Below are 20,003 nucleotides of genomic sequence, written 5' to 3' on the forward strand. Positions count from 1 at the left end.
GGGTGGGAGCAGCCATGGGATTGATCCGCTTTTGTCTGATCTTTCTTGCTCTTGCCGGCCCGGCCAGCGCAGCCAAGCTTTTCCTGACCACCGAGGTTTACCCACCTTATAATCTGCAAAACGACGACGGCAGCGTGGCGGGTGTTTATATCGACCAGCTCAAGATCGTACTTGAGGATACCGGCACCGATTACGAGGTCGCAGTCATGCCCTGGGCGCGGGCGATCGCATTGGCCACAACGAAGGCCATGCATTGCGTCTTTGCCACGGCGAGAACGTCCGAACGGGAAAAATTATTCAAATGGGTCTCGCCGATCCATAGCGACCGCAACGTCCTCGTGGCGCGCCAGAATGCGGATATCAACGTCTCCAGTCTGGAAGACGCGAGAAAATACCGGGTCGGCACCCAGCGTGGCGACTACACCGAGGTCCTTCTTGGCAACCTCGGTTTCGAGCATGTGGATGTCGGTGCTGATTTCCAGATCACGCTTCACAAGCTGAACGCAGGCCGCATCGACCTGATGCCGATGTCGGAAAGCACTTTCAAAAGCCAACCCCCAGGCAAGTTCAGGGAAGTGATAACGCTGGCGCGGCAACAGCTGGGTCTTGCCTGCAACAAAAGCGTTCCAGACGAGGTCATTGCAAAATTGCAGGCGCGCCTGGACAGACTGATCGCCGATGGAACGCAACAGAGCATATTCGACCGCTACAAACTCGTCAGCCCTTGAGCGCCCGCTCGCGACATCAAAAAATCCATAAAAAGATTGACAGCCGGAACATTTCGGGGTGGTGACAACAGCATCGTCAGGCAAAAAAGCGGACATGCCCCATGAAGATCATCGCAGGCCTTGGTAACCCCGGCGCCCAATATGCGGGAAACCGTCACAACATCGGCTTCATGGCCGTGGATGCGCTGCAGCGCCTGCCTTCCTTCTCGCCCTGGGCGCGGAAATTCAAGGCGGAGATTTCCGAAGGCGAAATAGGCGGTGAGAAAGTTCTGCTGATGAAGCCCCTCACCTACATGAACCTGTCGGGTGAATCCGTCGGCGAGGCCATGCGTTTCTTCAAGCTTGCACCGGCAGACATTATCGTCATCCATGATGAACTCGATTTGCTTGCAGGCCGCGCGCGCATCAAGACCGGCGGCGGCCATGGCGGCCATAATGGCCTGAAATCGATCGACGCCCATTGCGGCAAGGAATACCGCCGCCTGCGCCTCGGCATCGGCCATCCCGGCGACAAGGAGCGGGTGCATGGCCACGTTCTCGGTGATTTCGCCAAGACCGACCGGGTCTGGCTCGATCCGCTGCTGGACGCCATTGCCGACAATGCCGCCATGCTGGTGAAATCAGAGGATTCGCAGCTGATGAACAAGCTGGCGCTTGCCACCGGCAGCAAGCCGGAAACGGAAAAACCGGCCAAGGCGGCCAAGCCCGCCGCGCAATCCCACATCCATCAGGCGCGCAACAACGCCCAACCGAAAAAACTGCCGGAAACCGGACCGATGGCAGAGATGCTGAAGCGGATGTTCGGCAAGAAGGATTGAGCGCAGATGTCTTCAGAGACCATGAGCCTTCGCAAAGCTGGCCCGGACGATCTGCCGAAACTGCTCGAACTTTACCAGGCGCTGAACCCTTCGGACCCGCAACTGACGGCGCAAGAGGCAAGCACGGTTTTCGCCGCCATGCTCGGCCAACCCTGCCTCACCGTGTTCTTTGCCATGGAAGACCAGGAACCCGTTGCAACCGCCACGCTTCTCGTCATCCCGAACCTGACGCGCGCTGCCCGTCCCTATGCCTTCATCGAAAATGTAGTGACGCTGGAAAGCCGTCGCGGCCGGGGATATGGCCGCGCAGTCGTGCGCCACGCCATCGAGACCGCCTTTGCCGCAAATTGCTACAAGGTGATGCTGCTGACCGGCCGGCAGCGTCCTGAGGTGCATGCCTTCTACGAAAGCTGCGGTTTCATTCAGAACAAGACGGGTTTTCAGATCCGGCGGGATTGAGCATAAAGCCGTCACTCCTCCGGCTCGGTGGTGAACATCAGCGGAAACCCGGCCTCCTTGCCAAGATCGTTCGCCTCCTTGGCCTTGGTCTCGGCAATGTCGCGCTCGCAGACAACGACGACCGCGCTTCCGAAGCGATGCGCCGTCATCATCACCCGGTGGCCGGTGTCCTCGCCCATGTGGAAGACGACCTTCAACACCAGGGTGACGAAGTCGCGCGGCGTATAGTCGTCATTCAGCAGAATGACCTTGTAGAGCTTAGGCCGCTCCAGCTTCGGTTTGACTTTCGGTTTCGGTTTGAGATCAACAGGACTGTCACTCATCATTGTCGCCCGTGATTGTCACTCAATTGTAGCCCATGGGGAAAATCCCCGTTGATGACGAAAGATCGGTTGCTCGACCGGCGCATATTGCGCCGCAACCGCAGCATCGACAACCCCGGCCCCGCACTCGCGCAAAATTCCGCGCCATTCGCGGGGCTTTGCCCGCCCAAATCGGCCCCCGGGCTTGACCTTGCCCTGCCCTTTCCGCAAAAGGCTCCTCAACGAATTCTTTCAAACGGACAGGTTTCAAGCCATGGGCTTCAAATGCGGTATCGTCGGGCTGCCGAATGTCGGCAAGTCCACCCTCTTCAACGCGCTGACGAAAACGGCGGCCGCGCAGGCCGCCAACTATCCCTTCTGCACCATCGAGCCCAACACCGGCGAAGTTGCCGTGCCTGACCCCCGCATGCAGCAGCTCGCGGCCATTGCCGGATCGAAGGAAATCATTCCGACCCGCATTTCCTTCGTGGACATTGCCGGCCTGGTGCGCGGCGCATCGAAGGGTGAAGGTCTCGGCAACAAGTTCCTCGCCAATATCCGCGAAGTCGATGCCGTCGTGCATGTGCTGCGCTGCTTCGAGGACGACGACATCACCCATGTGGAAGGCCGCATCAATCCGGTTGGCGATGCCGACACGATCGAGACGGAACTGATGCTCGCCGACCTCGAAAGCCTGGAACGCCGCGTCGAGCAGACGCGCAAGCGCGCCACCAGCAAGGACAAGGAATCCTTGGCCCAACTGCCGGTGATGGAAGCCGTAATTGCCCTGCTCAACGACGGAAAACCGGCACGTCTGCTTTTGAAGACACTGGCGGACGAGGAAATCGAAATCCTCAAGGGCCTCAATCTCCTGACGTCGCACCCGGTGCTTTATGTCTGCAACGTCTCTGAAGCCGACGCATCCACCGGCAACGAGCACACCGCGGCTGTCGCGGAGATGGCAAAGCAACAGGGCGCCGAATGCGTGATCATCTCGGCGGCGATCGAGGCCGAAGTCGCGCAGCTTCCGGCCGATGAAGCCGAAGAATTCCTCTCGGCCCTCGGGCTCACCGAAGCCGGTCTCGACCGGTTGATCCGCGCCGGCTACCACCTGCTCGACCTCATCACCTATTTCACCGTCGGCCCGAAGGAAACGCGCGCCTGGACGATCGTGCGCGGCACCAAAGCGCCCGCTGCCGCCGGCGTCATCCATACCGATTTCGAACGCGGCTTCATCCGCGCCTTTACCATCGCCTATGACGACTACATCGCCTACAAGGGCGAAGTTGGTGCCAAGGAAGCCGGCAAGGGACGCGACGAAGGCAAGGAATATGTCGTCCAGGACGGCGACGTCATCCACTTCCGCTTTAATACCTGATCTGGCCTTGAGCGCGGCGGCGGTCACATCGCGTCTTTTGACGCGCTAACCGAAGTGACACAGACCTGTGGCTTGTTTCTTCTTCCGGCGGGGGAAGATAGCCCGGAGGATCGGATGAGGAGGCAAGGCTGGCGAATCTCACGACCCTTGCCCCTCATTCCGCTATCGCGACCTTCTCCCCCTCTGGGAGAAGGCAGTATGCCGCACTCGCTCTCTCAATAGGATCTCCCTACGCCGCAAACGCACTCTCGATTTGACCTTTACGTAAAGGGAAAAATCATTTTAGATGCCGGTGACATCGACTAGGCAAGGGAGGAAGCCATGGCGCCGGTCGCGACATATGCCTATGAGGATTTTTCCGTTGGACGGGAATTTCCCTTGGGACCGCAATCGATTTCTGCAGCACAAATCATCGAATTCGCCAGCGAGTTCGACCCCCAGCCCATGCATCTGTCCGAAGAGGCTGGCCGCCAGAGCATTCTCGGCGGGCTGGCGGCATCCGGCTGGCACACCTGCGCCCTGCTGATGCGAATGATGGCGGAGAGCTATATCAGCGATTCTGACATCGCAGGGCAGCCCCGGCATCGATTATGTCGACTGGAAAAAGCCGGTTCTGGCTGGCGATACGCTTTCGGGAAAATCCATTGTTCTGGAACAGCGCACCTCCAGCTCACGCCCCGGCATCGGCCTCGTGAAGTTTCGCCATGAGCTTTATAACCAGCGCGGCGTTCTGGTATCGCACGGCGAAAACACCGTGATGTTCCTGATGCGTGCGGACGGAGGCCTTGCGGCATGAGACTGGCAGAACTTTCCCCGATCGGCGAACGGGTCACCCTCGACACATTGCATTTTTCCGCCGAAGACATTGTCCGTTTCGCCCGCGATTTCGATCCGCAGCCCTTTCATCTCGATGCCGAAGCGGCGAAAAACAGCGTCTTCGGCGCGCTCTGCGCTTCCGGTTGGCACACCGGCGCTGGCTGGATGAAATGTTTCCTTTCCCATTGGGGCAAGGAAGTGAAGAGGCTGAAACAACTTGGCCTTGAACCACCGAAACTTGGCCCCTCCCCCGGCTTTCGTGAACTCAAATGGAAAAAGCCGGTTTTCGCCGGAGACGATGTCACCTATTTCGTCACATTGCTCGATGCCCGACCACTGGAATCAAGAGCCGGGGTTTGGCTGAACACCACCTTCAACGAGGGCGTGAACCAGTCCGGAGAAACCGTGATGACCTTCCAGAGCGGGGTTCTGGAGTTCGAATAGCGGCTGGCCGAGATAGCCCGCGCGCGATACCCTCGGAATCGGCGTCGCGGCGGAAGGCAAGAATGAACGATATCCTACAGGGTTATGCTGAAGCGGCAACGCCGGACCTGATTGCCAGGTTCGATGGACTGGATTGCCGGGAAATCTACGCACCGGTCATCGATCTGTTGCCGGTCACACCGGCCCGCGTCGCGGATATTGGCAGCGGCACCGGTCGCGATGCCGCCTGGTTTGCCGAATGCGGCCATGATGTTCTGGCGATAGAGCCGGTCAAGGAACTGCGTGAACCCGGAAAGAGATTGCACCTCTCGCACAAGATAACCTGGCTTGACGACTGTTTGCCCGATCTGATGAAAGCGCGCCGCCACGAACCGTTCGATCTGGTTACGCTGTGCGGCGTCTGGCACCATATCGATGACGAGGCACGGCAGACCGCCATGGAAAGCCTCTCGGAGATGACGGCAGAGCGCGGATTGCTGATCATGTCCCTGCGTCACGGCCCCGCACCCGAAGGCCGCCGTGCTTTTCCCATTTCACCAGCGGAAACGACGGGCAATGCAGCCCGTCTGGGGTTCACGTTGATACGACAGGTAGAAGTTGCTTCCATTCAGGCGGGTAATCGCGCCATGGGCGTCCACTGGACATGGATCGCACTACGAAAGACCGGAAAAAACGCCGGCCTGTCGCAACATTCCTAGCCGGAAACCGGCCTCAATGCCCCGAAAACTCCACCAGTGTCCGCACTTCGACACCGAGGTTTTCCAGCTTCCTGCGGCCGCCGAGATCGGGCAGATCGATGACGAAGCAGGCCGAAACGATTTCCGCGCCCATCTGCCGCAAGAGCTTGACCGCGCCTTCGGCTGTGCCGCCGGTCGCGATCAGGTCGTCGACCAGAATCACCTTTTCGCCCGGCTGCACGGCATCCACATGCATTTCCATTTCGTCGACACCATATTCAAGGCTGTAGGCCACGCGCACGGTGGTGTGCGGCAGCTTGCCTTTCTTGCGGATGGGCACGAAACCGGCGGAAAGCTGGTGCGCCACCGCTCCGCCCAGAATGAAGCCACGCGCTTCCATGCCAGCGATCTTGTCGATCTTCGTCCCCGCATAGGGCTGCACAAGCTCGTCCACGGCACGGCGGAAAGCGCGCGGATTGCCAAGCAGAGTCGTGATGTCCCTGAAGATGATGCCCGGCTTCGGATAGTCGGGAATGGAGCGGATGGCAGCGGAAAGCTCCGAAGCGATAACGGTCATGGTATTTCCAGTTAGATTGGGAAATGGATCAGAAGGTTCGGGCCACCCTATCAACTTGGTGGCTGCGGACCAACTAAAAAGGACCGTCGCTCATTCCTGCCCCGACATTCCCTCGATCCGCGCCCAGACCGGGCATACATCCGCGAAGGAATGCGACAGAGGCCGTAGCGCCTCGTCATTTCTGTCGTCAAAAGAGCCGGAAACGAGGGCGACAGTCGGTGCATCGTCGATGGCGCCAAGCGTGCTGCCGCAGACTGCGCAAAACGCACGGCTGGAATAATCGGAAGACCGGAAAACCATGGGCGCACCGCGCTCTCCCGTCCAGACCACTGCATCGCTCGCAAACTCCACCCAGGCAAGGCTGGAAGCGCCGGAGTGCCGCTGGCAGATATCGCAGGAGCAGCTGTGCGGATTGCCGGGTTCACCCGTGGCCTCGAAACGGACGGAACCGCACAGGCAGCCACCGCTCCGGACTTTCGCCATTTCTCATCCTCCTTCGACACATGAAAAGGCCCCCAGGGCAAGACCATGGGGGCCAATGATTGCAGGCATTTGAAGCCGGTCAATGTTCCTTGTTGGCGTAGACCGATTTCTTGGTGAGATAGATCAGCGCCGTGAAGATGAACAGGAACACCATGACCATGAAGCCGGTGCGCTTGCGTGCTTCCAGATGCGGTTCTGCGGCCCACATCAGGAAAGCGGACACGTCCTTGGAATATTGATCCACCGTCTGCGGCGCACCGTCGTCGTAAGTCACCTGATCGGCGCTGATCGGCGGCGCCATCTTCAGCGCCACGGCACTGGCGAAATACGGGTTGAAATGCGTGCCTTCCGACACTTCAACGCCGGCAGGCGCGTCCTGGTATCCGGTCAGCAGCGCATGGATGTAGTCCGGGCCGCCTTCCTGATAACCGCCGATGATCGGAATCATGTCGATGACGAACTGCGGAAAGCCACGCTCCACGCCGCGCGCCTTGGCAAGCAGCGACATGTCCGGTGGTGCAGCTCCGCCATTGGCAGCAGCAGCCGCTTCGTGGTTCGGGAATGGCGAGGGGAAATGGTCGGAAGGCACAGCCTTGCGATTATACATTTCGCCGTCGGCGTTCGGCCCGTCCTGCACTTCATATTCCGCAGCAAAGGCCTTCACCTGCTCTTCCGAATAACCGAGATCGCCCAGCGTGCGGAAGGAAACGAGGCTCATCGAATGGCAGGCAGAGCAGACTTCCTTGTAGACCTTCAGGCCGCGCTGCAGCTGGCCCTTGTCGTATTTGCCGAAAGGTCCGGCAAAAGACCAGCTCTGCTCCTCGGGCTTGATGACCGGGAAGTGACCGCCGGCGATCGCATGCTCGGTCTTGGTGGCGAGATCGTGGCTCTCCTCCGCCGCAAAAGCGGCGGCGGAACAGCCGATGGCAGCGATAAGCGCGATGCTCGTTACAAGCTTCTTCATTGTCGTCATCCTTCCTTCGCGCTCAGACTTGGGCGGCCGCTGGCGCGGCAGTCTTCTTGGCGGCGTTCTTTTCCAGAACGGCCTCGGTAATCGAATTCGGAATACGCCGCGGCGTTTCGACCAGACCGAGGATCGGCATGATGACGAGGAAGAAACCGAAGTAATAGAACGTACCAAGCTGCGAAAAGCCGACGTAGTTGCCTTTGATATCGCCTCCGAAGAGCAGGCCGAGCAGGCCGCTACCTTCCGCAGGGCGCGAACCCAGCCAACCAAGTATGATGGCGTTGACCACGAACAGCCAGAAGAACAGCTTGTACCAGGGACGATAGACGGCGGAGCGAACCTTCGACGTATCGAGCCAGGGCAGGAAGAACAGCACGATGATCGCGCCGAACATGACGAGAACGCCACCGAGCTTGGAATCGATCGGCCCGATGTTGACGGTGACAGCGCGCAGCATCGCGTAGAACGGCAGGTAATACCATTCGGGCACGATATGCGCCGGTGTCTTCAAAGGATCCGCCATGATGTAGTTATCAGGGTGGCCGAGGAAGTTCGGCATGTAGAAGACGAACCACGCATAAGCGATGAGGAACACCGAAACACCGAGCGCATCCTTCAGCGTCGCATAGGGCGTGAAGGGCACCGTATCGGTCTTGCTCTTCACTTCCACACCGGTCGGATTGGTCTGGCCGGTCACATGCAGCGCCCAGATATGCAGGATGACGACACCCGCAATCATGAACGGAAGCAGGTAGTGGAGCGCGAAGAAGCGGTTGAGCGTCGGATTGTCCACCGCAAAGCCGCCGAGCAGGAACTGCTGGATCCACTCACCTATGCCCGGGAAAGCCGTGAAGAAGCCGGTGATAACAGTTGCACCCCAGAAGGACATCTGACCCCAGGGAAGCACGTAGCCCATGAAGCCCGTCGCCATCATCAAGAGATAGATCACACAGCCGAGAATCCAGAGGATTTCGCGTGGCGCCTTGTAGGAGCCGTAATAAAGTCCACGGGCGATGTGCAGGTAAACCGCGATGAAGAAGAACGATGCACCGTTGGCGTGCATGTAGCGCAACAGCCAGCCGTGGTTGACGTCGCGCATGATCTTTTCGACGGAATTGAAGGCAACCGTCGTTTCAGCGGCGTAATGCATGGCAAGCACGACGCCGGTGAGGATCTGCACGATCAGCATGACAGCCAGCATCGCGCCAAATGTGTAGGCGTAGTTCAGATTACGCGGGACAGGATAGGCAACGAAGCTGTCATAGATCATGCGCGGCAAGGGAAGCCGCGAGATCGATCCACCTCTCGATGCCGGTGGACGGCTGATAACTGGAATGACCACTCATAAATATCTGTCCCCTTATCCGATCTTGATCACAGTATCGGATGTGAATGCAAATGTCGGGATGGCGAGGTTCTGCGGCGCCGGACCCTTACGTATGCGGCCCGCCGTATCGTAATGCGAGCCATGGCAGGGACAGAACCAACCGCCGAAATCGCCGGCCTGGCCGAGCGGAACGCAACCGAGATGGGTGCAGGAACCGATCATGACGATCCAGTTTTCTTTGCCCTGACCGGCGGAACGGTCAATGTCCGTCGCCTGCGCGTCGGGGGCAATGTTGGCGTTGCGCGCCACCGGATCCTTGAGATCGGCAAGAGCGACCGCATTGGCTTCGCCGATTTCCTTTTCCGTGCGGTTACGGATGAAAATCGGCTTGCCGCGCCACTTCACGGTCAGCGACATGCCCGGCTCGACCGCCGCGACGTTCACCTCGATGGAGGCAAGCGCCAGCGTCGATGCGTCTGGACGCATCTGGTCGATAAAGGGCCATGCCACTGCGGCGGCACCAACGGCGCCCGTCATTCCGGTTACTAGATAAAGAAAATCGCGACGGGTCGGTTCACCCGAGGCGTCGTGATTGGTTACGTGCTCGCTCACCGCTACACCATCCTCTGCGCTGTTTTTGCCGTAAATCGCATGAGTCCTCCCGCTATGATTTGATCCAAGACAATCTCCGTCCCACCGTCTCGGTCATCCTCGCGGCGTTTGAGAAACCGCGTCATTCTGTTTGATCGCAAAATATTGACTGACTTGGCAAGAGCAAAGCACACAAAGCTGCCGTAATTCTGCCAGAAGGGGCGGATTTGTTTCTCATTTTTTCCTGAGCCCCGGCAAGCGGGCAACATTGTGCCCACCCTTGCGGCATGTTACGAGACATCAAGGGAGAGCTTGGAAAGCAGGGATTCGGATGACGGCGAAGCTCTCGTGCATGGTCTCCACGGTCGTGGCTGCCGTACTTTTCATCGCCAGCCTGCGTTATGTGACGGATTTCTGGCTTTTAGCCTTCGTCACCAGTTTCCAGCTTCACATCGCCTTCGTCTGTATCCTGCTGTCATGCCTGGTATTTTGGCTGACGCGTGACGCGATTTCCGCTTTCCTCATCATCTGGTCGCTTGCACTCGCCATCCACGCCGTCGCCATGCTCATGGAATTCTCGACAAGCGCCAATGCGGCACCTGGCGCCAGACCCTTCCGGCTGTTGTCCTTCAACGTATTGATGGATAACGCCGCCAATGCGGATGCGATTGCCGACAGGATTCTCGAATCAGACGCGGATGCTGTCTATCTGTTCGAGGCGGCTGCGCTGGAATCGGTTCTGCCGCGTCTGCAGCAAACCTACCCCCACAGGCTTGGCTGCTATGCGGGAACACCGACCTGTGATCTTTTGATCCTGTCAAAGCGGCCGCTGCTGGAGGGCCGTTTCCATAGCCTCAGCGACCTGCGCCGCGACCGTTTCGCCATCGCCAGCATCGAGTTCGACGGCACGAAGCTGACGCTCGCCGCAGGTCACATCACCAAACCCTATTTCGACGACTATCACCGGGACGAGCTGGACGAAGTCAGCGAAATTCTCTTTCGCGTTACCGGGCCGCTCATTCTGGCCGGAGATTTCAATTCGGCCAGCATCGCTCCCGACATGCGCGACTTCCTCGCCGCCAACGACCTGAAGAAAGCGCCATGGGAACCCGCCACATGGCCGACGAAGGCAGGTCGCTTCGGCATCGCCATCGACCATATCTTCGCCCGCGAACCGGCCACGCTCTTGAAAACCACCCGTCTCCCCGACAGCCTCGGTTCCAATCATTTCGGCCTGATGGCGGATTTCATGATCGGGAAATAGCTGCCGAAAGACCCTATTGGGCCGCCTCGTCCACAGCAAGGAAGCCGCCCGACTGTCGCGCCCAGAGTTCCGAATAAAGTCTGCCCTGCGAGACGAGATCTGAATGGCTGCCCTGCTCGACGATACGGCCCTGATCCATGACGATCAGCCGGTCGAGAGCAGCAATTGTTGACAGACGGTGGGCGATGGCCAGCACTGTCTTGCCCTGCATCAACTCATCCAGATTGCTCTGGATCGCCGCTTCTACTTCCGAATCAAGCGCAGACGTCGCCTCGTCGAGGACGAGGATCGGCGCATCCTTCAGCATCACGCGGGCAATGGCGATGCGCTGGCGCTGGCCTCCGGACAATTTCACGCCGCGTTCGCCGACATGCGCGTCGAAACCCGTGCGGCCGCGCTGGTCTTCCAGCCGTGCAATGAACTCATCCGCCTTGGCCCGGCGCGTCGCCTCCAGCAATTGCGCTTCGGTGGCATCCGTGCGCCCGAACATGATGTTGTCTCTGATAGAACGGTGCAGCAGCGATGTATCCTGCGTGACCATGCCGATATGGGCGCGCAGTGATTCCTGGGTGACCTTGGCTATATCCTGCCCATCAATGAGGATGCGGCCTTTCTCGACATCGTAAAACCGCAGCAGCAGATTGACGAGGGTGGATTTGCCCGCGCCGGAGCGTCCGACGATGCCGACCTTCTCCCCCGCCTTGATATCGAGATTAAGATTGTCGATGACCCCGTTCGCCCGCCCATAATGGAAGCTGACGTTTTCGAAGCGGATACTTGGACTTTTCACGTCCAGCACTGTCGCATCCGGCGCGTCCACAAGGCCGATCGGCTGCGAAATCAGTTCCGCCGCATTCTGCACCGTGCCGAAATTGCGCATGATGCCGTTGAACTGCGTCATCAATCGCCCGAGCAGGAAGTTGAGGCGCAGAACCAGTGCCAGCGTGAAGGCGACAGCGCCGGAACTGATCTTGCCGGACAGCCAAAGGTCGATACACAGCGCCGCCATCGACGTGATCATCACACCAGACAGCAGCGCCATCGAGGCGCGCACACCGGTGATGAACCGCGTGAACGTCATCGTTGCGTTCTGGAAGATATCGAAGCCCTGCCGCATGTAGCGGTCATTGGCATCGTCGCGCCCGAACAGCCTGAGCGTCTGGATATTGCTGTATGCATCCACCATCCGGCCGGAAAGCATGGAGGCTGCCTCCGCCGTTTCTTTCGAATGGGAGCGGATGCGCGGCACGAAATAACGCGCCAGCAGCGAAAAGATCAGCACCCAGACGAGGACGACGACGGCAAGCCGCCAGTCCAGTCCGCCGATCAGCAGCAGCATCGAGACGGAGTAGATGCCGACGAACCAGACGCTTTCCATCAGCGAGGTGACAAGATCGCCTGCCGCCTGCCCGCCCGACCAGACCTTGGTAACGATGCGGCCGGAAAAATCATTCTGGAAAAAAGTCAGCGATTGCCGCGCCACATGCATATAGGATTGCCAGCGCACCAAATTGTAAAAGCCGGGCGTGATGATCTGTTGGTCCACCAGCGCGGTCACCATGGTGACGATAAAACGCACGATGCCGATCAACACCAGCATGCCGACGAGTTCGCCGCCATGGGCTGCCAGCAGTCCAGCCCAGCCCTCTTCCGGCTTGACGGTCGAGAGAATGTCGACCAGCCGCCCGACGAACCAGAAAAGCGCAGCCTCAATGGCAGCCGTCAACCCGCCCAGCACCAGCATGGCAAGAAACGGCGCCTTGGCCTGCGAGATATAGAACCAGATGAAACCGGACGTCTTTTCCGGCGGCCGCAAATCGTCCTTTCGGGCGAAGGGCTTTATCCAGTTCTCGAAAAACTCGAAGATGCGGGTAATGACCATGATCCGGATATAGGCGGATTCCCGGAGCGGGAACAGCCGCAGAGCGTTCGGGAAGAGATTATATTTCGGTAACGTTCGGGAAATGAAAAAGGGCGAAGAATGTTCCACCGGCCTCTGGATAGATCCACCTGGATTTTGCGCACTCGCAGCATCCTCACTCCGTCACCAAGGACTAGATCCGGGGTAAAGCGCGATTCAAGTCTTTGATCGCGGGAGACTCCAGTCACGGCGCAGACGCGCCGTGACTGGAAACCGGCTCAAGGCCGGTATGACGGAGGAGAGGTTTAACTCGCCTACATAGATAAACGCGAACCGCAAACGAAAGGGCGGGAAACCATGCTTCCCGCCCGTCGAGCTCTCCTTACTCGGCAGCCACTTCCGCCTCGTGGTCGGCTATGAAGCCGCCGGACTGGCGCCGCCATAGATCGGCATAGATACCGCCCATCGCCGCCAGTTCCGCATGGCTGCCCGATTCCACGATCTGACCCTTGTCGAGGATGATGAGCCGGTCCATTTCGGTCAGCGTCGACAGGCGGTGCGCGATCGCGATCACCGTCTTGCCTTCCATCAGCGAGAACAGATTTTCCTGAATCGCCGCCTCGACTTCCGAGTCGAGCGCCGAGGTCGCCTCATCAAGTACCAGGATCGGCGCGTTCTTGAGGAACACGCGGGCAATGGCGATACGCTGACGCTGGCCACCGGACAGCTTTACACCGCGTTCGCCCACCTGGGCATCGAGACCCTGGCGGCCATGCATATCGACAAGCGTTTCCACGAAGTCCCAGGCATTCGCCCGCTTTGCCGCCGCGATCACCTGCTCGTCGGTGGCCTCGGGATGGCCATAGGCGATGTTGTCGCGGATCGAACGGTGCAGCAGCGAAGTATCCTGCGTCACCACACCAATCAACTCGCGCAGGCTGTCCTGCGACACCTTGGAGATGTCCTGCCCGTCGATGGTGATCTTGCCCGCTTCCAGATCGTAGAAACGCAGGAGCAGGTTCATCAGCGTCGTCTTGCCCGCACCGGAACGCCCGACCAAACCGACCTTCTCGCCCGACTTGATATCCAGCGTCAGCCCGTCGATCACGCCCTTGTTCTTGCCGTAGTGGAAGCGGACGTTATCATAACGGATCGCGCCCTGCGGTGCCGCAAGCTGCGGCGCCTTCGGAGCATCGACGATATCGTGCGGCTTCGTCATCATCGACATGCCGTCATAGACGGTGCCGATGTTTTCGAACAGCGAGGTGACTTCCCACATGATCCATTGCGACATGCCGTTGACGCGCATGGCAAGGCTGATGGCAATGGCAACCGAGCCGGCCGTGACCGAGCCCTGCATCCAGAAATAAAGACCGAGCGAGGCCGTGGAAAACAGCACGACCGCATTGTTGAGGTCGATCAGGATGTTGAAGCCGGAAATCTTGCGCATCTGGCGGTGAACGGTTCCGAGAAACACGTTCATGCCCTCACGCGCATATCTTTCCTCGCGGCCCGCATGCGAAAACAGCTTGATCGTCGAGATGTTTGTATAGCTGTCGACGATACGCCCCGTCATCATCGAGCGCGCATCGGCCTGCTCCTGTGCGAGCCGGCCGAGCTTCGGCACGAAATAGGTGAGGATACCCATATAGATGCCGAGCCATACCAGCAGCGGAATGACCAGCCGCCAGTCTGCGGCCGCGACCATGAACAGCATCGAGACGACGAAGCTGATAGCGTAGACGAACACGTCGATCACCTTCAGCGCCACTTCGCGGATCGCCAGCGCCGTCTGCATCACCTTGGTCGAAACCCGGCCTGCAAATTCGTTGGCGAAAAAGTTCATGGAGTGGCGCAGTAGGAAACGATGCATCTTCCAGCGCGCGATCATGCCGAAATTGCCGGCAAGCGTCTGGTGCATCGTCATGGTGTGGATAGCGCCCATCAGTGGCAGCAGGAAGAGCACCAGCCCAGCCATGACCATCAGATGCCAGCCCTCATCGGCAAAAAACGTCTCGCGATTGGCCGTGGAAAGCCAGTCAACGATGCTGCCGAGGAATTTGTAGAGCATGGCTTCCGCAACGGCGATACCCATGGACATCAGGCCGAGCAGCAGGAGCCACGGCCATGCGGGCTGCACATAATGCCACACGAACGGCAAAAGCTTCTTCGGCGGCACAGACGGCGCCGAAGAGGGAAAAGGATCAAGGCGTTTTTCAAACCAGCCAAACATAGGCCAAGCTCCGGCAAGCAATCGCCCCATCGTGAAACGTGAGCAAACGCAAATATGGCTCACGACGGAACAGAAAAGTATTGGATATGGCCGCAACAGCCACATGACGAATCAGACTATGGGAAACGCGGTCGAACCGCGGGGGTAACACCTAGGCCAGCAGCAGCACTACTGGGGCCGGGAGGCGAATACGAATGTCATTTTGCATCAGAACCTCCCTAGCTGGTGTTGAAGATGTCGCCTTGTAGCGCAAAAATTAATCGTTGACCAGCCGCAAAGATGCCGAACGCGTCAGAAAAGCTCTCGATTGCGACCAATTCTGCCGAACGGGCGGAGATGACCCGCGAAGGTCTCCGCCCGTCGTGATGCCTGGATGCACAGCTTACTCGGCGGCTTCCTGCGCCTGCCCGAGCGCCTTGATCTGCGCCAGAGTATCGGCCAGCGTGGCCGAGGTGTCGGAATAAAGATCATCGTCCTGCACCTGCAGATTGCCCACATGCAGGTCGGTCAAATGGACGAAATTCGCCCGTTCGGACATGATATCTTCCTGTTTTTGCTGCGCGGGATCCGGATCGAAACAACGCCGATCCGACGCAACCGGATATGCCGGATCGGCCTGACGACACGATGGTTAATGGGTAGCCCGACTGTGTGTCACGCGAATGAATACGGCACTCTTCGAAACGGTCCTCTCGGGCTGCATCTGTCACAAACCCGCCGCCCGTGATAAGCGCTCCGGCATTCCAAACGCGGTGAGAAGACAATGAGCGACATCAGACCCGAAATCAGGATTGCCCTCTACCAGCCGGATATTCCCGGCAATACCGGCACGATCCTGCGGCTGGCGGCCTGTCTCGGCCTCGGCGTCGATATCATCGAGCCGGCAGGTTTCGATATTTCCGACCGAAACCTGAAAAGGGCAGGCATGGATTATATCGCAGCGGCGGCGCTGACACGCCACGTCAGCTGGGACCGGTTTGAGGAGTGGCGCGCAACCACCGGCCGCCGCCTCGTTCTCGCCTCCACCAAGGCCGCCCTGCCCTATACGAAAATCGCCTATCGCCACGACGATATCCTGCTTTTCGGCCGTGAAAGTGCTGGTGTGCCGGACCACGTGCATGAGAAGGCGCAGGAGCGAATCATCATCCCGATGGTCGAGGGGCAGCGCTCCATCAACGTCGCAATGTCCGCCGCGATGATCACCGGCGAGGCTTTGCGCCAGACTGCATGGTCTTAAGCGCCTTTTTTAGCGCCATTTTTTCGTGCAAATACAAAAATTGACCGTTTTTGCTTCAAAACTGTCGCAACCCGGCCTGTACCGAAGGCGTTCAGGCTCCTATACTTATTAGCCGGACAACAAAAATCGCCCTCGCCGCAGCCATCCGCCGGCGGGTGTGAGGAGACGTCGCATGCAATCCACCATTGTCATCGTCAACCTTCTCGGCGCAGTCGCGCTGCTGCTCTTTGGTCTTGCCCAGGTCAAGGACGGGGTTACCCGTGCCTTCGGCATGAAACTGCGAAGTGTATTGGCGACCGGCACCCAGAGCGGCCCGCGTTCCTTCTTTTCCGGCTTTTTCGCCACTGTCGCGCTGCAAAGCTCGACGGCAACCGCGCTTACCGTCGCCTCCTTCGCAGAACGCGATCTCATAAAGCCGCGCATGGCGCAGGTCGTGCTGCTCGGCGCCAATGTCGGCACCGCCGTCACCGCCTGGATTGTCGCGGCCGGTGTGGAGTGGCTGTCGCCGCTGCTGATCCTCTCCGGTATCGTGCTCAAAAAGGGTAGCTCAAACGCCCGACAAGGTGGCGGAACCGCCGTCATCGGCATCGGCCTGATGCTTCTGTCATTGCATCTGTTGAGCGGCGCGACCGAACCGATGCGTGCCTCGCCAGCCCTTGGCGTCTTCATCGGTCTGCTTGATGGCGCATGGCCCGTCGCGTTGATCTTCTCCGCCGTGCTGGCCTTCGTCTCCTCCTCCAGCCTCGCTGTCGTGGTGCTTATCCTGTCGCTTGCTGCTACCGGCACGCTGTCCGCCGGTCTCATCATCGTTCTCATTCTCGGCGCCAATCTCGGCGGCGCCATTCCGCCGGTCATCGCCACGCTCTCCGGCCCGGCCTCGGCGCGGCGCATCACCATCGGCAACCTTGTGGTGCGCACCATCGGCTGCCTCATCGCCATGCCACTCGCATCCTATGGCGCAACGCTTTTGCAGCAATTGCCGCTTTCGCCCGCCAAATTGCCTGTTGATGCGCATCTCATCTTCAATGTCATTCTGGCAGCGGTTGTCTGGCCGTTCTCAGCCCTCATATCCGACCTGATGGCAAAGCTGGTGCCGGGCGATCCGAAAGCCGAAGATGGCCCGAATTTCCTCGATCAGCAGGCGCTGGATACGCCTGTTGTGGCGCTCGCCAATGCCACGCGTGAGGTCTTGAGCGTCGGCGATGCTATCGAGCGCATGCTGATCCGCGCCGAAAACGCCTTCAAGCATAATGATCTGGCACCCCTTCAGGAAGTGTCCCTGCTCGAAAAGAAGGTCGATCGCCGTCAGCAGGAGGTGAAGGTCTATCTTTCCCAACTGGGGCGCAAAGGGCTTGCAGACGACGAAGCGCGCCGTTCGATCGCCATCATCGATTACGCGATCAATCTCGAACATATCGGCGACATCATCGAAAAAGGCATTTGCGAGCAGATCCGCAAGAAGGTGCTGAACAGCTTCAAATTTTCCGACGACGGTTATGAGGAGTTGAAGACGCTGTTCGACATGACAATCGAAAATCTGCGGGCCGCCCAGAGCATTCTGGTGACCGGCGATTTCGATCTCGCCCGCCGGCTGATGGAAAGCAAGGTGGATATACGCCGCCTCGAAAAACAGTCGTCCAACCGCCATCTGGAGCGGCTGCGCGATGGGCTGACGGAAAGCATGCAGACGAGTTCACTGCATCTCGACATGCTGCGCGACCTGAAGCGCATAAACGCCCATATCGTGTCTGTGGCGCATCCCATTCTGGATGAAAGCGGCGTTTTGATCGAAAGCCGCCTGCGTTACGCCGAACCGCGTGCTTAAAGCTTAGTCTGCCGAAGGAAGCCGCCGCATGGTGAATTCGATGCGGTCGCCTTCCAGCTGCCGCCAGCTTTCCACTTCGGTCCAATAGGCGGCCTTCGGAAAACTGTCGAACCACTCGCGCGCCTTGGCACGGGCTTCTTCACGGTTGAGACAAAAGGTCTGCCGCACGAACATGCCGTTGCGCATCGGATCGCCGCCGTCACTTTCACGCGCCTTGCGGTGATTGGCGATCCTGCGCTTCAGCCCGTCCAGGGGCGGCGGTCCGGCAAATTTCGTCATGATATTCACCTCTGGCACCTACATCGCTAAAGATAGTGCCCGCATGTGAACTTGGCGAGTCGAATTTGTGCGCAAGGCCAGCACCTGCTAGATGCGACAGGGAATCGACTTCACCAAAGGAGAACATGCATGGAACGGCCATCTTTGCCGAAGGGCTTGCCCGAGGACATAGAAGACAAGAAGGCCGCCGCCCAGGCCTGGTTCCAGCATCTGCGCGACACCATCGTTACCTCCTTCGAAACCCTTGAAGACGAGCTGAGCGGCCCGCTCGCCGATCAGGAACCGGGACGCTTCGTGCAGAAGGACTGGCTGCGCGACAATGGCGCGGGCGGCGGCGGCAAGATGTCGATGATGGAGGGCCGCGTCTTCGAAAAGGTCGGCGTCCACACCTCCACCGTCTATGGTGAGTTCTCGCCGGAATTCCGCCAGCAGATACCGGGTGCGGAAGAAGACCCCAGCTTCTGGGCCTCGGGCATTTCGCTGATCGCCCATCCGGTCAATCCCAATGTGCCGGCTGTTCATATGAATACCCGCATGGTCGTCACCACCAGCCACTGGTTCGGCGGCGGCGCGGACCTGACGCCCGTGCTTGGACGCCGGCGGACGGAACAGGATCCGGACACCCAGCTTTTCCACCGCGGCTTCGAGATCACCTGTAACCGCCATCCCGTGGCCGACTATCCGCGCTACAAGTCGTGGTGCGACGAGTACTTCTTCCTCAAGCACCGCAACGAGCCGCGCGGCACCGGCGGCATCTTTTTCGACTGGCTGCACCCGGAAGAGGAAAAGGGCGGCTGGGACGCCAATTTCGCCTTCGTGCAGGATGTTGGCCGCGCCTTCAACCTGGTCTACCCAAAAATCGTGCGGTCCAACTTCAACCAGCCCTGGACGGAAGAGGACCGCGACGAGCAGCTTATTCGCCGTGGCCGCTATGTGGAATTCAACCTGCTTTACGACCGCGGCACGATCTTCGGCCTCAAGACCGGCGGCAATGTCGAATCGATTCTGTCTTCCCTGCCGCCCGTGGTCCGCTGGCCCTGAAATACTCACGTAAATTTGACGCCCGTCAGGAATTTGGGCGCAAATCGCGCAAATTAGGACTTATGGAAAAATAAAGGCAATGATAATCTCCTGCGTGCAGACGTACTGGAGGAGCTATCGTCATGATTACTTCGAACAGCATGCCTATATCCGCTTCCGCTGAGGGAGCCTCGCATTCCATCGATACCCCTGATTTGATCGACCGCATGGCAGCGGAAATGCGTGCCACCGGCGATCGCGAACTGCCGCATTCCTTTTATGTCGAACAAGTAAAACGCACGCTTGCCGGAAAAGCGGTGACGCGGGCCGACAATGACGAAATGCCTCGTACAAAAATCCCGGCAGCCGGCACATCCTCTGTTTTCCAGTGCTGGGCGATGCCCGAATAGGGCCTGAACAGGGTCAGCGGACGCCGCTCTGGAACATTAGCGGCGACCGTTCGTTTCTTGTCAGAGGGACAGCAGGCATTTGCAGGCTGTCCCTCTGTCTAAAACAGGGAGGCAAGACCATGAGACTGTTTGAATGTGGAACGCTCGTGCCCGGCTGTGCCTGGCACACCCGCGCGGATGACGACGCGGAAGTCGTACGCCGCACCGTGGAACATATGCGATCGGCCCACGGCGAAACCATCATCCGCGAAAACATGATCGAAAACATCAAATCCCGCATCCGCGACGAGGCAAACGCGGCCTGAGC

21 protein-coding genes and 2 pseudogenes are annotated in these 20,003 nt (G+C 59.1%); 13 read left to right on the top strand and 10 right to left on the bottom strand.

The window, feature by feature from the left end:
* Positions 1 to 14 precede the first annotated feature (14 nt).
* From RBH71_RS23220 to RBH71_RS23230, 3 genes are all read left to right on the top strand, one after another.
* On the top strand, positions 15 to 728 hold the full coding sequence (locus RBH71_RS23220) for a substrate-binding periplasmic protein (RefSeq protein ID WP_003513488.1): 714 nt from the start codon (positions 15 to 17) through the stop codon (positions 726 to 728).
* A 101-nt stretch (positions 729 to 829) separates the two neighbouring features.
* A complete protein-coding gene (pth, locus tag RBH71_RS23225) occupies positions 830 to 1,546 on the top strand; it encodes an aminoacyl-tRNA hydrolase (RefSeq protein ID WP_003513491.1) in 717 nt (238 codons plus the stop codon).
* A 6-nt stretch (positions 1,547 to 1,552) separates the two neighbouring features.
* On the top strand, positions 1,553 to 2,005 hold the full coding sequence (locus RBH71_RS23230) for a GNAT family N-acetyltransferase (RefSeq protein ID WP_003513492.1): 453 nt from the start codon (positions 1,553 to 1,555) through the stop codon (positions 2,003 to 2,005).
* An 11-nt stretch (positions 2,006 to 2,016) separates the two neighbouring features.
* Here the strand turns inward: RBH71_RS23230 and clpS are convergent, their stop codons facing one another.
* The gene (clpS, locus tag RBH71_RS23235) at positions 2,017 to 2,328 is read right to left on the bottom strand and encodes an ATP-dependent Clp protease adapter ClpS (protein ID WP_003513495.1); all 312 of its coding nucleotides are present in this window, start codon (positions 2,326 to 2,328) and stop codon (positions 2,017 to 2,019) included.
* Positions 2,329 to 2,581: 253 nt separating this feature from the next.
* Between clpS and ychF the strand changes: the two genes are divergently transcribed.
* From ychF to RBH71_RS23255, 4 genes and pseudogenes are all read left to right on the top strand, one after another.
* Entirely contained in the window at positions 2,582 to 3,685 is a 1,104-nt protein-coding gene (gene ychF, locus RBH71_RS23240) for a redox-regulated ATPase YchF (protein ID WP_003513497.1), read from the top strand.
* A gap of 321 nt (positions 3,686 to 4,006) precedes the next feature.
* Positions 4,007 to 4,481, top strand: a pseudogene (locus tag RBH71_RS23245) (MaoC family dehydratase).
* Positions 4,478 to 4,945: a MaoC family dehydratase gene (locus tag RBH71_RS23250; protein ID WP_003513502.1), complete on the top strand. Its 468-nt coding sequence runs from the start codon at positions 4,478 to 4,480 to the stop codon at positions 4,943 to 4,945. The pseudogene RBH71_RS23245 and the gene RBH71_RS23250 overlap by 4 nt, the downstream one beginning before the upstream one ends.
* A 62-nt stretch (positions 4,946 to 5,007) precedes the next feature.
* Complete coding sequence (locus RBH71_RS23255; protein WP_003513504.1) at positions 5,008 to 5,643, top strand: class I SAM-dependent methyltransferase; 636 nt, start codon at positions 5,008 to 5,010, stop codon at positions 5,641 to 5,643.
* A 13-nt stretch (positions 5,644 to 5,656) separates the two neighbouring features.
* Here RBH71_RS23255 and RBH71_RS23260 read toward each other — a convergent pair whose 3' ends face one another.
* From RBH71_RS23260 to petA, 5 genes and pseudogenes are all read right to left on the bottom strand, one after another.
* Complete coding sequence (locus RBH71_RS23260; protein ID WP_003513506.1) at positions 5,657 to 6,199, bottom strand: adenine phosphoribosyltransferase; 543 nt, start codon at positions 6,197 to 6,199, stop codon at positions 5,657 to 5,659.
* 90 nt (positions 6,200 to 6,289) lie between these two features.
* Positions 6,290 to 6,682 (bottom strand): GFA family protein, encoded by a 393-nt coding sequence (locus tag RBH71_RS23265; RefSeq protein ID WP_003513508.1) that lies wholly within the window; start codon positions 6,680 to 6,682, stop codon positions 6,290 to 6,292.
* 79 nt (positions 6,683 to 6,761) lie between these two features.
* Entirely contained in the window at positions 6,762 to 7,646 is an 885-nt protein-coding gene (locus tag RBH71_RS23270; RefSeq protein ID WP_003513510.1) for a cytochrome c1, read from the bottom strand.
* A 22-nt stretch (positions 7,647 to 7,668) separates the two neighbouring features.
* Positions 7,669 to 8,995 (bottom strand): annotated as a pseudogene (locus tag RBH71_RS23275) (cytochrome b).
* Between the two features lie 14 nt (positions 8,996 to 9,009).
* On the bottom strand, positions 9,010 to 9,588 hold the full coding sequence (petA, locus tag RBH71_RS23280) for a ubiquinol-cytochrome c reductase iron-sulfur subunit (protein ID WP_003513514.1): 579 nt from the start codon (positions 9,586 to 9,588) through the stop codon (positions 9,010 to 9,012).
* Positions 9,589 to 9,898: 310 nt separating this feature from the next.
* Here petA and RBH71_RS23285 point away from each other — a divergent pair, with 310 nt between their 5' ends.
* Complete coding sequence (locus tag RBH71_RS23285) at positions 9,899 to 10,831, top strand: endonuclease/exonuclease/phosphatase family protein (protein WP_003513516.1); 933 nt, start codon at positions 9,899 to 9,901, stop codon at positions 10,829 to 10,831.
* Positions 10,832 to 10,844: 13 nt separating this feature from the next.
* Here the strand turns inward: RBH71_RS23285 and RBH71_RS23290 are convergent, their stop codons facing one another.
* From RBH71_RS23290 to RBH71_RS23300, 3 genes are all read right to left on the bottom strand, one after another.
* The gene (locus RBH71_RS23290) at positions 10,845 to 12,821 is read right to left on the bottom strand and encodes an ABC transporter ATP-binding protein (RefSeq protein WP_003513518.1); all 1,977 of its coding nucleotides are present in this window, start codon (positions 12,819 to 12,821) and stop codon (positions 10,845 to 10,847) included.
* A gap of 253 nt (positions 12,822 to 13,074) precedes the next feature.
* Positions 13,075 to 14,925, bottom strand: a complete 1,851-nt coding sequence (locus tag RBH71_RS23295; RefSeq protein WP_003513520.1) for an ABC transporter ATP-binding protein — start codon at positions 14,923 to 14,925, stop codon at positions 13,075 to 13,077.
* A gap of 382 nt (positions 14,926 to 15,307) precedes the next feature.
* Positions 15,308 to 15,463 (bottom strand): hypothetical protein, encoded by a 156-nt coding sequence (locus tag RBH71_RS23300; protein WP_003513522.1) that lies wholly within the window; start codon positions 15,461 to 15,463, stop codon positions 15,308 to 15,310.
* Positions 15,464 to 15,688: 225 nt separating this feature from the next.
* Here RBH71_RS23300 and RBH71_RS23305 point away from each other — a divergent pair, with 225 nt between their 5' ends.
* Both RBH71_RS23305 and RBH71_RS23310 read left to right on the top strand, forming a co-directional pair.
* The gene (locus tag RBH71_RS23305) at positions 15,689 to 16,162 is read left to right on the top strand and encodes a tRNA (cytidine(34)-2'-O)-methyltransferase (protein WP_003513525.1); all 474 of its coding nucleotides are present in this window, start codon (positions 15,689 to 15,691) and stop codon (positions 16,160 to 16,162) included.
* A gap of 172 nt (positions 16,163 to 16,334) precedes the next feature.
* Positions 16,335 to 17,987 carry a Na/Pi cotransporter family protein gene (locus RBH71_RS23310; RefSeq protein WP_003513528.1) on the top strand — a complete coding sequence of 551 codons (1,653 nt, stop codon included), beginning with the start codon at positions 16,335 to 16,337 and terminating at the stop codon, positions 17,985 to 17,987.
* A gap of 3 nt (positions 17,988 to 17,990) precedes the next feature.
* On the opposite strand, the gene RBH71_RS23315 is transcribed toward RBH71_RS23310, so the two are convergent.
* The gene (locus RBH71_RS23315) at positions 17,991 to 18,266 is read right to left on the bottom strand and encodes a hypothetical protein (RefSeq protein WP_003513530.1); all 276 of its coding nucleotides are present in this window, start codon (positions 18,264 to 18,266) and stop codon (positions 17,991 to 17,993) included.
* Positions 18,267 to 18,395: 129 nt separating this feature from the next.
* Between RBH71_RS23315 and hemF the strand changes: the two genes are divergently transcribed.
* The 3 genes from hemF to RBH71_RS23330 all read left to right on the top strand — a co-directional run bounded on the left by hemF (position 18,396) and on the right by RBH71_RS23330 (position 20,001).
* A complete protein-coding gene (gene hemF, locus RBH71_RS23320) occupies positions 18,396 to 19,307 on the top strand; it encodes an oxygen-dependent coproporphyrinogen oxidase (protein WP_003513531.1) in 912 nt (303 codons plus the stop codon).
* A 122-nt stretch (positions 19,308 to 19,429) separates the two neighbouring features.
* Complete coding sequence (locus RBH71_RS23325; RefSeq protein ID WP_003513532.1) at positions 19,430 to 19,696, top strand: hypothetical protein; 267 nt, start codon at positions 19,430 to 19,432, stop codon at positions 19,694 to 19,696.
* Between the two features lie 119 nt (positions 19,697 to 19,815).
* Positions 19,816 to 20,001 (top strand): DUF1059 domain-containing protein, encoded by a 186-nt coding sequence (locus RBH71_RS23330; RefSeq protein WP_003513537.1) that lies wholly within the window; start codon positions 19,816 to 19,818, stop codon positions 19,999 to 20,001.
* The last annotated feature ends 2 nt before the right edge of the window (positions 20,002 to 20,003 follow it).

The sequence above is a fragment of the Rhizobium sp. AN68 genome, from assembly GCF_030758035.1.
Taxonomy (GTDB): Bacteria; Pseudomonadota; Alphaproteobacteria; order Rhizobiales; family Rhizobiaceae; genus Agrobacterium; species Agrobacterium tumefaciens.